Genomic DNA, 14,208 nt, shown 5'->3' on the forward strand with positions numbered 1-14,208 from the left:
GGCCTGCGCCTGAAGGAGCTCGCTCGCCGTGCTGTCAGAGTTCGGCGTCGCCCCACTCCTGGACGGCCACCTCGTCGCCGACCGACAGCTTCCCCGTCCGCAGCACGGCGAACTTCGCGCCGAACACCACGCCCCCGCTCGCCGCCCGGCGGTAGTCCGCGAGCGTGCGCAGGGGTTCCGGCCCCTGCCGCGCCCCGGCCTCCTGCTCGACCAGAGTGACCGCACAGCGCACCGCGAGCTTGGCATAGCCCAGCCGGGTCCCGCCGATGGTCATACGGCGTGCGCGGTCCTCGGCGTGCGGTGCGGCCGCCCAGTCTCCGCCGTCGCTGTCATGACCGTGGCCGTGGCGGGTGTCGACGACGATGTTCGGACGGAAGCGGTTCATCGACAGGGGCGGGGCGCCACGCTCGGCCATCCGCTGGTTGAGGAGGGTGAGGGAGGCGCGGGACAGCAGGTGCACGGCGTTGCTGTCGGCATAGCCGGAGGTGCCAGGGGTCAGCCCGTCGGTGACCCGGTCGTGCTCCGGCGGGACGCGGACCAGACGGCTGGGCGCGCCGAGGACCTCCGAGAGCCAGGCGGCGGCGTCGTCCCCCTGGTCGATCCCCTGGAAGGCGGTGCCGAACAGTTCGACGTCGCGGCGCGGTGCGGACGTGGTCACGTCGAGGCGCACCGTGCCGTAACGGCCGGCTTCTTCGGCCGAGTTGAGCTCCAGCCGAGTGCCGTCGGCGCTGATGGCGGGCCGGATCAGGGCGAGGCGGGGGTGGCGGCGCTGGGTGCGGAAGATCCCGTCCTCGCTGATGACCATGAAGCTTCGGTCGTGCGCGAGGCCCGCCGGTGTGAGGAGCGCATCGCTCATCGACGTACCGGCGCATCCCTTGATGGGGTAACAGATCAGCTCCATGACGTCGGCCATGTGCCGCCTCCTTCGATCGACGGCCAATGTAGAACGTCAGCCTTGATGAGGTGATGCCATCGGCCCGCGGGCCACGCAACCACCTCGTCGATCATCCCACCCGTGGTCAGCGGCCACGGGCATCCCTCACCGGTGCGGAATGAGGCAGAACTCGTTCCCCTCGGGGTCCGCCAGGACGCAGTGCTCCGCATGGCGGGCCAGGACCACGGCGCCGATCGCGACGAGCCTGCTGACCTCGGCCGCCATGTCGGCGGAACGCAGGTCCAGGTGCAGGCGGTTCTTCGCACGCTTGCGTTCCGGCACCAGCTGGCACCAGACCCGGGGGCCACCGTCCTTTGGCTCGATGAGAACGGTTGGATCGTCCTCCGGACCGAAGACCCCCTGCGCGCGTAGGCGTGCGAGTTCCGCGTCGTCGTACGGGGCGATGGCGTATCCGTCCAGTGCGGCCGCCCAGAAGCGGGCGACGGCGGCAGGGTGGCCGCAGTCGATGACGATGTCGTGGAGTTGCGCCATGCGGCCATCATGCGGACCGGAAGATGCCGCCGTCACCTCGCACGGCGGTCGCGGGCCGGTTCATGGCCTCACGAAGGCGTGCCGTGGGGCGCCGCGCAGTCGGAACCAGAGGCGCGCCTTGAGCCGGGAGCGGTCACTGAGCACGGAATAGGGGACGGGCGTGCCCCCGGCGTCCAGGACCGCCTGCTGAAGACAGTCGCGCAGCTGCCACACGTCGACGGGGTCGGATGCGGAGTCCACGTCGAGCGTCTGCCGCAGCCGCACGGGCGTGAAGGCCAGGTCGGCGGCGACGTCGTGGGGCGCGAGCCCGGTCAGTGCGAGGTTCCGGGCGAACTCCTCGCCCGTACGGAGCCGCTCGGCGGCGTTCAGCGTCAAGGAGGTCCTCTCTGTGTGGTGGCGCGGGTGAAGGGGACTACGCGACCTCGATGTCGCCTGAGCGCGTGGGGACGGCGTCGAGTGCGGCGAGAGTGGCCGCGTCGAGGGTGATCGCTCCCGCTTCGGTGTTCGCCCGCAGGTGCTCGGGGTCGGCGGTGCCGGGGATGAGGAGCGTGTTCGGGGCGTGCTGGAGCAGCCAGGCCAGGCCGATCTGGGCGGGGGCGGCGCCCAGTGCCTGCGCGGCGGTGGCGACGGCGGGCTCCTCGGTGACCTTCGGCAGGCCCGCATAGGCACCGCCGAGCGGGAAGTACGGCACCCAGGCGATCCCCTCGGCGAGGCAGAGCCGCAGCATGTCCTCGTCCTCGCGCGACACCAGGCTGTAGGCGTTCTGTACGCAGGCGATGCCCACGGCGAGGGACCGGCGCAGTACGTCGACGGAGACGCTGCTGAGACCGATGGCGCCGATCTTTCCCTCGTCCCGCAGGTCGGCCATGACGGCGAGCTGGTCGTCGAGGTCGACGATCTGGTCGCCCTCGGGCCGCAGCCCGGGACCGTGGTCGGCGCGGCGCAGGTTGACGAGCGGGATCCGGTCGAGTCCGAGGCTCTTGAGGTTGTCCTCCACTCCTGCTCGCAGCTGTTCGGGCCGCTGGGCGAGGCGCAGCGGGACGGGACCGCCCTTGGCGGGTTCGGCGCCCACCTTGCTGACGACCAGGACGTCGTCCTCGGGGCGGAACGCCGCCGCGATCACCTCGTTGACGAAGCCGTCGCCGTAGAACTGGGCGGTGTCGACGTGATCCATGCCGAGTTCGACGGCGCGGCGCAGCAGCGCGATCGCGGCCTCGCGATCCAGCCGCCGCAGCTGCATGGCGCCGTAGCCGATGCGGGAGACGGTGCGGCCCGCGAGCGCACCGGCTCCGCCGGCCCGTGCCGCTCCGGTGGCGGTGAGCTGGGGAGATCGAGCGGTGGACGTCATGGCGGTCTCGCTCTCATGAGACGATGGAGGTAAACGGAGAGACTCCGTTACTCACGACCGTAACACTAAACGGAGGGCCTCCGCTTTGACCGCGTCAGACTCGCCAGTCCCCGACGGATCAGCGAAAGCGACCGGGCGCCCGGGCCGCGCGGATGCCCGGCGCAATCGTGAGCGGCTGCTCGAAGTCGCCCGCGACGCCTTCGCCGCGACCGGCGGCAAGGCGCCCCTCGACGCCATCGCCCGCGAGGCCGGCGTCGGGATCGGCACGCTCTACCGCCACTTCCCCACCCGCGAAGCGCTCGTCGAGGCCATCTACGCGGCCGAACTCGACGCCGTCGTCACCAGCGCCCCCGCCCTGCTCTCCACGCTGCCGCCCGAGGCGGCGCTGCGTGCGTGGATGGACCGCTACGCGGCGTTCTTCGCGGCCAAACGCGGTATCTCCGACACCCTCCGCGCCGGCTGGGCCGCCGGCACCATCGCGACACCGGCCACCCGGGAGCGGCTCACCGCCGCAATCGCGGTGATCCTCGACGCCGGGGCGCAGGCCGGATCGCTGCGGGCGGACGTCGAGCCGGACGAGGTCACGATGATGCTCCTCGGGGTGTTCCTGTCCACGACTGCCGTCAACAGCCCGGAGCTGGCGGGACGGCTGCTGGACCTCGTGGTGGATGCCCTGCGACCGGCAGCGGAAGGGCGGCCGCGGGCCTGACGTACACCGCGGCCGCCCTGTGGGCGGGGCTGGACCCGTGTCGCCGGGAAGATCAACTGTTCATCGAGTTATCGGCCTGAACCGGCAGGGTGCGAGAGGAAACGCTGCGTTTCGAACGGGGAGCCTGGTGGAGCGCTACGAGATCGAGACCTTCCTCACGCTGGCGGACGAACTGCATTTCGCGCGGACCGCCGAGCGGTTGCGGGTCTCCCCCGGCCGGGTCAGCCAGACGATCAAGGCGCTTGAGCGGCAGATCGGTGGCGCGTTGTTCGAGCGCAGCAGCCGCCGTGTCGCCCTCACCGCTGTCGGCCGTCAGCTCCGTGACGATCTGCTGCCCGCGCACGAGCAGATCCAGCGAGCCGTGGCGAATGCCCGGGACGCCTGCGCGCAGGTCAGCGGCGTGCTGGGTATCGGCTTCACCGCTCCGTGGACCGGGGAGCTCCTCGTACACGCCGGGGACGTCTTCGCCTCCCGTTACCCGCGCTGCGCGGTCGAGTTGTCGAACATGACCTACAACGACGCCGTAGCGGCGCTGCGGGAGAAACAGGTGGATCTGCTGATCGCCGAACCCCCCGTCGAGGAGCCCGACGTCGTCGTCGGTCCGGTGTTGCTTTCCGAGCGCCGGGCCCTGGTGGTGTCCACCGCCCATCGTCTGGCGAAGCGGGAGACGGCGTCGCTTGAAGATCTTGCTCTGCTGCCCCTGGTCACGGCCGCGGGGGTGTCACAGGCGTGGCGCCAGGAGTTCTACCCCTGCCGGACGCCCAGCGGCCGACGCGTCGTGCAGGGCCCGACGGCGCGCGGCTGGGAAGGCGTGCTGTCGCTCGTGGGCGCGGGCAAGGGGGCCACTGTGGCGGCGGCCAGAGCCGGGACGTACCACGCCCGGCCCGGCATCGCCTACGTGCCGTTCGTTGACGCGGGTCCCGTCGAGTACGCGTTGATGTGGCGCGACGAGACCAGATCAGCCGGGTTGCAGGCCGTCATCCGCACCATCCTCGACTGCGCCCCCGCACCGCACTGACCTGCTCCTACGCCGTGGCCGTCCGGCTGGTTCGCCCGGCTGCCGGGAGGGTCAGCGTCGCGCCGGCCGTCGTCAGCAGACCGGCCGCAGCGATCAGTACGCTCCAGTGCATCCCGCTGAGGAAGGAGTCCGCGCCGGCCAGGAGCGCCCCGAAGACCGCGACGGCGAGCGCGCCGCCGACCTGACGGGCGGTATTGAGGACCGCCCCGGCGACACCCGCCCGGTCGGCGGGCACCCTGTCGAGCAGCATCGCGGTCAGTGCCGGCACCGCCAGCGCGCCACCGAGACCGACCGGCACCATCAGCCCTGCCACCACCCAGACATTCGTGTGCGTCCCGATGGTGAGGAGTGCCAGCAGGCCTGCGGCTCCGATGAGTTGGCCTGCCACCATCGGCACCCGCGGGCCGTACCGGGTGGCGAGTCGTGCCGAGGCCAGGTTGGCCACGGCGACCAGCGCTGTCATCGGGATGAACATCATGCCTGCGTGCAGGGCCGACTGCCCCCGCTGTTGCTGGAGATACAGGCTGAAATTGAACACCCCGCCGTAGTAGGCGGCATTCAGCATGAAACCCACCACCAGGGACACCGCCACCACCCGGTTCCGGAACAGCGGCAGCGGCAGCATCGGGTGCGCACCTCTGGCCTGCACCGCGAGAAAGGAGGTCGCCGCGACCACGGCCACGATGAGCGACAGCACTGCTGCCGGACGCGAGAAGCCCTCGGCGCCACCCTCGATCACGCCGTACGTCAGCCCGCCCATCGTCAGCACCGCCGCCACCTGGCCGATCCAGTCGAGCCGGGCCGGAAGCCGCGGTGACGCCGGGACCCGGGCGAGCAGGACCAGGGCCAGCACGCCGGCCGGCAGGTTGACGAAGAAGATCCATCGCCATCCGATCGAGGCGGTGAGTGCCCCGCCGACCACCGGCCCCACGGCCACCGCGACCGCGCCGCCCACGGTCCAGATCGCGATGGCCCGCGCCCGCTCGGCCTGATCGGGGAAACCCTGTCGGACCAGGGCCAGGGACGCCGGCATCATCACCGCGGCCGCCGCGCCCTGGAGCAGCCGGGCGGCCACCAGCACCCCGAGCCCGGGCGCGATCCCGCACGCGGCCGAAGCCAGGGCGAAGAGCACCAGACCACCGCCGAACGCCCGCTTGGCGCCGATCCGGTCGGACAGCGCGCCCGCGGAAAGCATCAGCGAGGCGAACATCAGCGTGTAGCCGTCCACCACCCACTGCAGCCCCGACATGCCGACGCCGAGGCTGCTGCCGATGTCGGGCAGCGCGACCGTGACGATCAGTGCGTCCAGCGAGATGAGGAAGAAGCCGAGCAGCGCCGCGCCGAGCACGGCGGGAGAGCCTCCCCGGACTTCGGTGGGCGGCGATGCGGAGGATGTCGTCCCCCGGTGCGGCATCAGCCGGCCACCTGCGAGGGCGGTGCCTGGTTTCCGTCGCCCCACGTCGCGGTCATCACCACCGTGTCGATCAGCCAGCGGTCACCGGTCCTGACCAGCTGCCACCGGTAGTCGCCCCCCAGCGTCCACAACGGGTCTCCGTATGAGGTGGCCAGGCGGTGGGTGGCCTGGAAGGAGGCCGTGCACACGGCGCGGTCGCCGTCAACGTCGACGAGATGGTTGGCGACGAGATGCTGGGTGGCGTCGTAGGCACCGAGCGTGCCGGCCCAGGCGTCGACGATCTCCTGCGGGTTGAGCCGGACCGGTTCGCCACCGGCCAGGCTGGTGTAGTCGAGCAGGACCTTGTCGGCGAAGAGCCCGCGCAGCTGCTGCCATTCGCGCCGGTCGGCGTGCACAGCCATCCGGGTACAGGTCTCGGCGACCGCGTACTTGGCCTCGATGGTGGTGACGGTTTCGGGCATGCCGGGGGACCTCCGGACGGTGGTGGCGGGGGTTGTGGTGTTCACAGCGTGCGGGCGAAGTGTTCGGCGGTCGCGTCGGCGGCGAACGCGACCTGCCGCGGCTGGTCGTAGAAGTCGAACTGTTCGCCCTCGGTCCACAGGAACTCCGAGGCTCCTGCCAGGGCGGCGTGGAAGCGGCGGGCGCCGTCGGGGATCGCGGCGCCCTCGCTGTGCACCAGCAGTGTCGGTGCCGTGAGCCGCGGGGCGAGGGCAATGGCGTCGAAGTCCAGCCACTCGGTCCAGGCCATGACGGCGTACCGTTTGGGCCACTGCTCGATCCCGCCGCGCCCGGGATTGAGATAGAAGTCGATGTCGAAGGGCATGGCCGCGTCAGGGTCACTTCCGCTGACCACCGGAACGTAGGCGACCTCCCCGGTCTCCTCGTACTGGTGCCGGGCCGCGGCCGCCGCGGCCTTCTTCGCCTCCACGCCCTCCGGGCCGCCGTAGTTCTCGTCGCAGATGCGGCGGTCGTGCAGCCACGGCGCCACCAGCGCGAGGGACCGTACCCGGGAGTCCTCGGCGGCGAATGCGCTCGCGTACATCGCCCCCGCGCACACGCCCAGTACGCCGAGTCCCGTGCCGGCGACGGCAGGATGGCCGCCCAGGAAGTCGGCCGCCCCTCGCAGGTCGCGGATCTTCAGCGCCGCGGACTCGTAGTCGCGCGGCACGCCCTCGGACTCGCCGTATCCGGTGAAGTCGAAGGACAGCGCCGCGAAGCCACGCCGGGCCAGCTCCTCGGCGTAGCGGTCGGCCATCTGCTCCTTGACCGACGTCCAGGTCCCGGCGACCAGGACAGCTGCCACGGGATCGGTCGCGTCAGAACCTGAATCGGACAGAAACAGACGCCCGGCGAGCTTGCCGTTGCCGCCGGCGAAAGCCACCTGTTCACACACGGGCACGTCAGAACTCCTTCGAAGAGGACCGGAACGGTGATCCCCCCACGCTCGCAGCCGGCAGCGGCCGCCGACAACGCCCCATACCTAAGCCCAGGTTGAGCGGCGCTAAACCTGGCGATCGAACCGGCGACGGCGACGGCCGCCCCTGCACGGGACCGGCCGCGCCGTCGACGATCCGAGAGCGCGGGCACACCCGGACGATGCGTCCAGGCCGAGTCGGAGGCACCGGCTCCTGACCTGTCCGCAGTCGCGCCGGGTCAGCGCGACATCGCCTCCTCCTGGATTCCGCCCCCCATTACCGTTTTGGTTGCCCCGCAATGGGGCGCCCGGCCTCCGGAGTCGGCATGACTTTCTCCCCCTGTCGAACGCATGGCCTGGGGGGTGGTGTCACCGGCTCCGGAGGCATCGACAGACCGCTGATTAGGGGCATGACCACCGGCCTTTTCGCAGGTCGGGAGGCTCTTCGTAATGTGGATGTGGCGATCGGTGCCGTGGGACGGCCGGGTGGGGACGACCGGAGGACGAACGTGATCGACACCAGCGAGATCGGTGCCTTCCTCGGCCTGGACGTCGGCAAGGGCGAACACCACGCCACCGCCGTCACACCGGCCGGGAAGAAGGCTTTCGACAAACGACTGCCCAACAGCGAACCCAGGCTCCGAGAGGTCTTCGGGAAACTGCAGGCCAAGCACGGAACCGTGCTCGTCGTGGTCGATCAGCCGGCCTCCATCGGCGCTCTGCCGCTGGCGGTGGCAAGGGACATGGGCTGCCCGGTCGCCTATCTGCCCGGGCTGACGATGCGACGGATCGCCGATCTCTATCCCGGCGAGGCCAAGACCGACGCCCGCGACGCATTCGTCATCGCGGACGCGGCCCGCGTCATGCCGCACACCCTTCGCTCGGTCGATCTCGAGGACGAGACCATCGCCGAGCTGGAGATGATCGTGGGGTTCGACGACGACCTGGCCGGCGAGGCCACCCGGATCAGCAACCGGCTTCGCGGCCTGCTGACACAAATCCACCCGCATCTGGAACGAGTCCTCGGTCCACGGATCCAGCACCCGGCCGTTCTGATGCTGCTGGAACGGTTCGGGTCCCCGGCCCAGATCCGCAAGGCCGGGCGCCGACGGCTGATCACGTTGATACGTCCCAAAGCGCCGAGGATGGCCGAGCGGCTGGTCGAAGACATCTTCACCGCGCTGGACGAACAGGCCGTCGTTGTCCCGGGCACGGAGGCGGCCGCGCTGATCGTCCCGAGCCTGGCCGGCTCACTCACCGCCGTCCTTGGCCAGCGCAAACTCTTGGCCGCGCGGATCGAGGAAGTGTTGAAGAACCACCCTCTTTCCAAGGTCCTGACGTCCATGCCGGGGATCGGCGTCAGGACCGGAGCCAGGATCCTCATCGACGTCGGCGACGGCAGTTCGTTCCCCTCCGCCGCCCACCTCGCCGCCTACGCCGGCCTCGCTCCAGCAACCCGAAGTTCGGGCTCCTCGATCCGCGGCGAGCAACCATCCCGCCGAGGAAACAAGCAGCTCAAACGGGCCTTCTTCCTCTCCGCGTTCGCCGCCCTGGCCGACCCGGCCTCCCGCACCTACTACGACAAGAAGATCAGCCAGGGCAAGCACCACACCCAAGCCCTCCTCTGCCTCGCGAGACGACGAGCCGACGTGCTCTTCGCGATGCTCAGGGACGGGACCTTCTACGACCCTCAACCCGCCCCATCAGCTTGACCAAACCCATAGGGGCACCCCCCCCCGAGCCCAGGTCAAGTGGACCTGCACGCCACATCCGGCTCGGGTGTGGCGCTCACACTGTCCGGGTCAGCGGCGGATGCCCGCGTATGCCGACGGAGAGATGCCGCCTTCCGCGCCGGCCGTACCGCCCACGGTCCACATACGGCCCGCCGCGTCGGTCGCGGCGCTGTAGAGGTATCCGGCTCCGGACGGTTCTTCGGTACGGGTGAGGACGCCGTGCGGGCCAGGGGTCAGGACGTAGTTGCCGGCCGGGTTGACGGCGGGATCTGCCGTCTCACCCACCACCACTGGGCTGCCGGAGCGGTCGAAGGCGATGTCGTAGAGCTGGCCCGTCTCGGCGGGGGTGCGGACGGTGCGCCACGCATGACCGTCGTAACGCACGATCACCGGACGCCGCCACAGGTTCTCGTCCCGAATGTGGCCGACGGCCCAGACGTCGTTCCCCGTCCGCATCTCGAGGCCGTCGAACAACGCCTCGCCGAGTGCGGGCGGCAGGCTCTGCTTGGTCCATGACGTGCCGTCGAAGCGCGAGACCCCGTCACCGATGGCGTAGACGATGCCGCCCGGGCCCGCCTCCAGCTGGGAGACCCAGGTGAGCCCGGTGTCCGCGGGCAGCCGCTTCCAGGCGCCGCCCCCGGCCGCGTCGCCGCGAAACAGGGCCGGTACGTACTCCCCCGCCGTATCGACGTAGCCGCCGTTCACCCACACCGATCCGCCCGCGTCCACATCGACGGCGGACAGGGACGTCCAGCTCGCACCCTCCGGGAACGGCAAGGCGGTCTCGCTCCACGCAGAGCCGTTCCAGCGCTCAAGGAAGGCACGCGCCTCCTTCGATCCCGTTCCGCTCGCTGCGTCGTTACGGGTGCCGACGGCCCACACCTCATCGGGCGCACCGACGGCAACATCCTCCAGGCGGCCCTCGTCGGCCGGCTGCGGGGGCGTCTGCCAGCCAGTGCGGCTCCAGCGCATCGCCAGCGGTGCGCTGGACCCGGTGGTGGCGTCTCTGCTCATTCCGACCGCCCAGGTCGCACCTCCGGCGGTCTCGACGTCGAACAGGACACTCCCGTCGCTCGCCGGCGGACTGACGTCCCGCCAGTGGGAGGTGCGTGCAGCGGCAGCGGGTGAGACGGCGGTGCCGACGACCGCCGTCAGCCCGACGGCAAGGGCGATTGCCGCCCGCAGCGGGGAAAGGAGCATGAGGGGACATCCTCGGATCGAAGCGAATGGGGTGCTGTGCTTTCTGTCATTGACCTCAGTGCGCTCAACCGCCGAAAAGGTTGCGCCCCCTCCCCGAAAAGGTTGGGTGCAGCCACGTCGACGCAGGCAGGGCCCAGCGATTCCCGGCCTGCCACATGTGCCGGTCGAGCGGTGTCGGACACCTTGCTATCACATACGACCGTACGTATTCTTTTCTCATGTCTCTGACGCAGCTCACCGAGGAGTCCGATCCGTACTGCCTCCAGCCCCTGGACGCGGCGGCGCTTCTGTTCGACGCCCCCTGGAGCCGATTCGCGGTGATCGGCGACAGCCTGTCGGCAGGCACGGGGGGCCCGAGCCCCGGATACACGAACGCGGGCTGGCCCGACAGATTGGCGTCGGTCCTTCGCCGGGTGCGGCCGGATCTGACGTATCTGAATACGGCCGAGGTCGGCGCCACCACGGAACAGACCCTCGACAAGCAGATCGATCGCCTGTACGAGTTCGGCCCGGACCTGGTGCACCTGCCGTGCGGGGCGAACGACCTCGTGCGCCGGCAGCCGGACTTCGACCGGATCGAGCAACTGCTGCGGCGCATGTACGCCCTGGCGTCCCGGACCGGGGCTCAGCTGACCACTTTCACCCTGGGCAGGGCCTACGTCGTTCCGGCCTTCCCGGACTGGACGGAGCGAGTGGTCAGGGTCAACGACATCACCCGCGCACTGGCCGCCGAGTACCGGGCCGTTGTCGTCGACATGTGGGACCACCCGGTCAACGCACGGGAAGACCTGCTCAGCGAGGATCGCATCCACTTCTCGGCCTCAGGGCAGGCCGTATTGGCGACCGAGATGGTCAAGGAGCTGGCTCACGTGCTGAGCCGTACGCAACGGGACTGACCGACGAGCTGTCCGTCAAGTTCGTCCCGCTCGACGCGACATCACTTCAGCGCTTCCGGGGCCGGCCTGCATGGGCCCGATGACCCGGGTCGAACAGGCTACGATCGACCGTACGGGCAGTGCTGAGGAGCCGACGAGCTCCCGAGCCGGCGAAGCCGCATCGCGTCTGTCCCACCTGGCCTCGGAGGGGATTCAGTCGGAAGTCACGGACAAGCGTCTCCTGCGCGGAGCCCGGACACGCGGGACGGTGCTTCGCCGGGCGGTCGACATCGCTTCGCTGGAGGGTCTCGGCGGAGTCAGCTTCGGCCGGCTCGCCGCCGATACAGGTCACAGCAAGGCGGGGATCCAGACCCTCTTCAAGACCAAGGAGAGCCTGCAGCTCGCGACCGTGGAGTTCGCGCGCGAGATGTTCATCGACGCCGTGATCCGCCCTGCGAGGACAGCCCCCGCAGGCATCCCCCGCCTGCGCGCACTGCTGGACCACTGGGTCGTCTACGCAGAGACCCCCCTGTTCGAAGGCGGGTGCTTCCGAGTGGCGAATCTCGCCGAGTTCGACAGCCGGGAGGGTCCGGTCCACGACGCGCTGTTCCATGATCAGCGGGAGTGGCGCGAAGTCATCGCGACCGAACTGCGCAAGGCCGTGGAGTCCGGCGAGGTCGCCGAACTCGACGTCGAGCTCACCGTCTTCCAGATCGACGCCCTGCTCTGCGCCGCCAACACGGCCCTGCAGTCGGGCGACGCGGAAGCAGTGGGCAAGGCGCGCCACATCATCGACGGGCTCCTGGAGGCTCCGCGCTGACACCACCGGGTACACGGAGGGAGTGCCTGAGCGGCCGCGGGGGTCAGCCTCGTCGCGGCTCCCATCCAAAGGCGGTACCGGCCGACTCGCGAAAGTGTTGCCCCTGCCGTACAACGATGTCTGATTCCCGCGAGCAGGACGCGTCGTCGCTGATCATGCTGGCGGCATGACGATGTCATCCACAACAGACTCAGTGACAGTGCTCACCGGCATGTACGCAGCTGAGGCGCAGTACCTGGCGGCCGGAGGCCCTGGCGAGGCTTCGTTCGACTTGCTCGCCCCCTTCTTCGCGCCGGACGTCGAGCTGCATCAAGCGGATGCTCTGCCGTACGGAGGTACTTGGCGTGGGCACCACGGAATGACGCGGTTCTTCCTTGCGATGGGACGGGCCTGGGAAACGTTCCACATGGTGGAGCAGGAGTTTCTCGCCACCGGCGAGACTGCGGTCGTGCTCACTCAGGTCCGTGCTCGCGCCCGTGCGACCGGCCGTGAACTCAGCTTCCCGATCCTGCAAACGATCACGGTCAAGGGAGGGCGGATCACCGAGGTCCGTCCGTTCTACTGGGACACGCAAGCCATCGCCGACGCCTGCGCCGCGTCCGCGCCGACAGACTGAGAGCGCCTGCAAACCCAGTGGTCACGACCGCTCGTTACGACGCGGCTTCGAACCCACGTCGGTGTGCGTGAACATGCCGAGCCGGCGCGACAGCGCGCACCGGCCCGCGCCTCCTGTTGGTTCTTGCGCGGAAGGAACGGGCGCTCACCGCACGGCCTGCGTCAGCGACTCAGGAGCGGGCAGTCCGGTCGCGGTCGGGAGTGACGAGGTAGGCCATCGCCATGTCGCCGAGTTCGTCCGCGTACCGACGCAGAGCGACCTCGCCGGTGATGGGGTCGGGGCGCACCGAGTTGTGGAAGCAGGCGCCGAGGAGGGCGCGAGCAGCGGCGTCCAGGGCCGCTTGCGGGTCGGAGCGCCTGACCTGGCCGGCATAGGGGGTTGCGGCTTCGATCAGGAGGCGGTGGATCTCGGCGATGGCATGGGCCCCGCGGTCCAGCGCCTTGGCTCCCCGTGCGCGCAGCAGCTCGGGGAAGAGCTTGTTGCCTTCGGCGAAGGACTGCAGCAGGGCGTGCGCGTAGGTGTCCATGACGCCGGAGAGCGACGGCTCGGCTGTGCGCAGCCGCTCGGCGACGTACGCCTCGCGGCGTTCCAGCATCCGCTCGGCCAGGGCGGTGACCAGCTGCTCCTTGTCGTCGAAGCGGCGGTAGATCGTGCCGACCGAGACACCGGCGCGTTCCGCGACACCGGAGATCGTCATTTCCTCCAGGCCGGATGAGGAGGCGATCTCCTCGGCCGCCTGCAGTACGCGGGCCAAGGTCGCCGCGCTGCGCGCCTGCCGGGGCTCTCGGTAGAGCGGTGGACGATCTGGCTCCTCGGTCATGTCACGCATCGTATCGGCGGCGGTCTCAGCGGATCCCCTTGACAAGTCGCTCACTCCTGCGCGTACCTTAATGCGAACATGAATTCACATTCGCATTCTATGGAGGTTCGAGAGTGACCGACAACCAGACGCCATCGCCCGTGACCGTGACGCTCGAGTCAGGGCCCACCGGCGGGAGCATCGACGACTTCGAGCTGTTCTACGCCCGCCGCGCCCTTGACCGCTTCAGGACGCGGCTGGGACGCCAGGGCCTGCTCGACCTCCTGGCCGAGGACATCGAGGAAGGCAACGCCTTCCTGCGCGAGAGCGCCCGCACGTCCGAAGGGAAGTTCAAGCCCGGCACGACGGTGCTCACCACACAGGGACTCACCTCGGGCGTGTTCCTGGACTGGATGGACAAGGCGTTCAACGGCGACGAGCGCCCCCTTCTCGCGGCCCACCCCGAGCACTACGTGATGGGCACCGATTCCATCGGAGCGCGCGTGGTGGAGAACATCGGCCCCCACGTCGCCGACTTCTACATGGGTGGCTGGGGAACGGCAGCCCTGGCCTGGGCCACGGACGCGGAGGAGCTCCTCCCGGAGGCCGAGTTCCCGCGCAAGATGTCCTCGAATCTCTTCCTGGCCGACGGCACGGTCGTCGGGCGGGCACTGATCCAGTTCGGTGACACCGCCGAAGGCTTCACGGCGAACCTGACGGTGTACTTCCCCATCACGTGCCCGGACGAGGTCCTGGAGCACCACCTTCGGCACTACGCCGTCGAGTTCAGGAACTGGATCGTCGCCGCAGCGGCTGCCGCCGCCTGAGGAAGCGCG

Annotated in this window: 16 protein-coding genes; 7 read left to right on the top strand and 9 right to left on the bottom strand. The window is 69.9% G+C overall.

All coding sequences use genetic code 11. The annotated features are described in order from the left end of the window. Window positions 1–34: 34 nt before the first annotated feature. The 4 genes from OG521_03300 to OG521_03315 all read right to left on the bottom strand — a co-directional run bounded on the left by OG521_03300 (window position 35) and on the right by OG521_03315 (window position 2,774). Window positions 35–913 carry an MOSC N-terminal beta barrel domain-containing protein gene (locus OG521_03300; GenBank protein WUW19859.1) on the bottom strand — a complete coding sequence of 293 codons (879 nt, stop codon included), beginning with the start codon at window positions 911–913 and terminating at the stop codon, window positions 35–37. A gap of 126 nt (window positions 914–1,039) precedes the next feature. Further along, window positions 1,040–1,426: a VOC family protein gene (locus OG521_03305; protein ID WUW19860.1), complete on the bottom strand. Its 387-nt coding sequence runs from the start codon at window positions 1,424–1,426 to the stop codon at window positions 1,040–1,042. Between the two features lie 60 nt (window positions 1,427–1,486). Beyond that, window positions 1,487–1,801 carry a DUF2316 family protein gene (locus tag OG521_03310; GenBank protein ID WUW19861.1) on the bottom strand — a complete coding sequence of 105 codons (315 nt, stop codon included), beginning with the start codon at window positions 1,799–1,801 and terminating at the stop codon, window positions 1,487–1,489. A gap of 37 nt (window positions 1,802–1,838) precedes the next feature. Next, window positions 1,839–2,774, bottom strand: coding sequence for an aldo/keto reductase (locus OG521_03315; GenBank protein WUW19862.1), 936 nt, complete (start codon window positions 2,772–2,774; stop codon window positions 1,839–1,841). 85 nt (window positions 2,775–2,859) lie between these two features. Here OG521_03315 and OG521_03320 point away from each other — a divergent pair, with 85 nt between their 5' ends. After that, window positions 2,860–3,483 carry a TetR/AcrR family transcriptional regulator gene (locus OG521_03320; protein ID WUW19863.1) on the top strand — a complete coding sequence of 208 codons (624 nt, stop codon included), beginning with the start codon at window positions 2,860–2,862 and terminating at the stop codon, window positions 3,481–3,483. Window positions 3,484–3,610: 127 nt separating this feature from the next. Then, a complete protein-coding gene (locus OG521_03325; GenBank protein WUW19864.1) occupies window positions 3,611–4,501 on the top strand; it encodes a LysR family transcriptional regulator in 891 nt (296 codons plus the stop codon). Window positions 4,502–4,508: 7 nt separating this feature from the next. Here OG521_03325 and OG521_03330 read toward each other — a convergent pair whose 3' ends face one another. From OG521_03330 to OG521_03340, 3 genes are read right to left on the bottom strand one after another with little or no spacing between them, the layout of a single operon-like run. Next, the gene (locus OG521_03330) at window positions 4,509–5,915 is read right to left on the bottom strand and encodes an MFS transporter (GenBank protein WUW19865.1); all 1,407 of its coding nucleotides are present in this window, start codon (window positions 5,913–5,915) and stop codon (window positions 4,509–4,511) included. Continuing rightward, window positions 5,915–6,376, bottom strand: coding sequence for a nuclear transport factor 2 family protein (locus tag OG521_03335; protein WUW19866.1), 462 nt, complete (start codon window positions 6,374–6,376; stop codon window positions 5,915–5,917). The genes OG521_03330 and OG521_03335 overlap by 1 nt, the downstream gene beginning before the upstream one ends. A 41-nt stretch (window positions 6,377–6,417) precedes the next feature. Beyond that, complete coding sequence (locus OG521_03340; protein ID WUW19867.1) at window positions 6,418–7,314, bottom strand: alpha/beta fold hydrolase; 897 nt, start codon at window positions 7,312–7,314, stop codon at window positions 6,418–6,420. Window positions 7,315–7,838: 524 nt separating this feature from the next. Between OG521_03340 and OG521_03345 the strand changes: the two genes are divergently transcribed. Next, complete coding sequence (locus OG521_03345; protein WUW26561.1) at window positions 7,839–9,041, top strand: IS110 family transposase; 1,203 nt, start codon at window positions 7,839–7,841, stop codon at window positions 9,039–9,041. Between the two features lie 90 nt (window positions 9,042–9,131). Here OG521_03345 and OG521_03350 read toward each other — a convergent pair whose 3' ends face one another. Beyond that, entirely contained in the window at window positions 9,132–10,262 is a 1,131-nt protein-coding gene (locus tag OG521_03350; protein ID WUW19868.1) for a hypothetical protein, read from the bottom strand. A gap of 218 nt (window positions 10,263–10,480) precedes the next feature. Between OG521_03350 and OG521_03355 the strand changes: the two genes are divergently transcribed. The 3 genes from OG521_03355 (at window position 10,481) to OG521_03365 (ending at window position 12,573) form a co-directional block, all read left to right on the top strand. Further along, window positions 10,481–11,158, top strand: coding sequence for an SGNH/GDSL hydrolase family protein (locus OG521_03355; protein WUW19869.1), 678 nt, complete (start codon window positions 10,481–10,483; stop codon window positions 11,156–11,158). 247 nt (window positions 11,159–11,405) lie between these two features. Continuing rightward, window positions 11,406–11,957 carry a TetR/AcrR family transcriptional regulator gene (locus tag OG521_03360; GenBank protein WUW19870.1) on the top strand — a complete coding sequence of 184 codons (552 nt, stop codon included), beginning with the start codon at window positions 11,406–11,408 and terminating at the stop codon, window positions 11,955–11,957. A gap of 166 nt (window positions 11,958–12,123) precedes the next feature. Next, window positions 12,124–12,573: a nuclear transport factor 2 family protein gene (locus tag OG521_03365; GenBank protein WUW19871.1), complete on the top strand. Its 450-nt coding sequence runs from the start codon at window positions 12,124–12,126 to the stop codon at window positions 12,571–12,573. 169 nt (window positions 12,574–12,742) lie between these two features. On the opposite strand, the gene OG521_03370 is transcribed toward OG521_03365, so the two are convergent. Continuing rightward, complete coding sequence (locus OG521_03370; protein ID WUW19872.1) at window positions 12,743–13,393, bottom strand: TetR/AcrR family transcriptional regulator; 651 nt, start codon at window positions 13,391–13,393, stop codon at window positions 12,743–12,745. Window positions 13,394–13,506: 113 nt separating this feature from the next. Here OG521_03370 and OG521_03375 point away from each other — a divergent pair, with 113 nt between their 5' ends. After that, window positions 13,507–14,199 (top strand): hypothetical protein, encoded by a 693-nt coding sequence (locus OG521_03375; GenBank protein WUW19873.1) that lies wholly within the window; start codon window positions 13,507–13,509, stop codon window positions 14,197–14,199. Window positions 14,200–14,208 lie beyond the last annotated feature (9 nt).

This window comes from Streptomyces sp. NBC_01463, from assembly GCA_036227345.1.
In the GTDB taxonomy this organism is placed as follows: Bacteria; Actinomycetota; Actinomycetes; order Streptomycetales; family Streptomycetaceae; genus Streptomyces.

Coding starts and splice junctions, on each gene's coding strand:
- OG521_03365 (WUW19871.1), top strand. CDS start 12,124: ATGACGATGTCATCCACAACAGACTCAGTGACAGTGCTCACCGGCATG.
- OG521_03355 (WUW19869.1), top strand. CDS start 10,481: ATGTCTCTGACGCAGCTCACCGAGGAGTCCGATCCGTACTGCCTCCAG.
- OG521_03300 (WUW19859.1), bottom strand. CDS start 913: ATGGCCGACGTCATGGAGCTGATCTGTTACCCCATCAAGGGATGCGCC.
- OG521_03370 (WUW19872.1), bottom strand. CDS start 13,393: ATGACCGAGGAGCCAGATCGTCCACCGCTCTACCGAGAGCCCCGGCAG.
- OG521_03330 (WUW19865.1), bottom strand. CDS start 5,915: ATGCCGCACCGGGGGACGACATCCTCCGCATCGCCGCCCACCGAAGTC.
- OG521_03315 (WUW19862.1), bottom strand. CDS start 2,774: ATGACGTCCACCGCTCGATCTCCCCAGCTCACCGCCACCGGAGCGGCA.
- OG521_03350 (WUW19868.1), bottom strand. CDS start 10,262: ATGCTCCTTTCCCCGCTGCGGGCGGCAATCGCCCTTGCCGTCGGGCTG.
- OG521_03335 (WUW19866.1), bottom strand. CDS start 6,376: ATGCCCGAAACCGTCACCACCATCGAGGCCAAGTACGCGGTCGCCGAG.
- OG521_03305 (WUW19860.1), bottom strand. CDS start 1,426: ATGGCGCAACTCCACGACATCGTCATCGACTGCGGCCACCCTGCCGCC.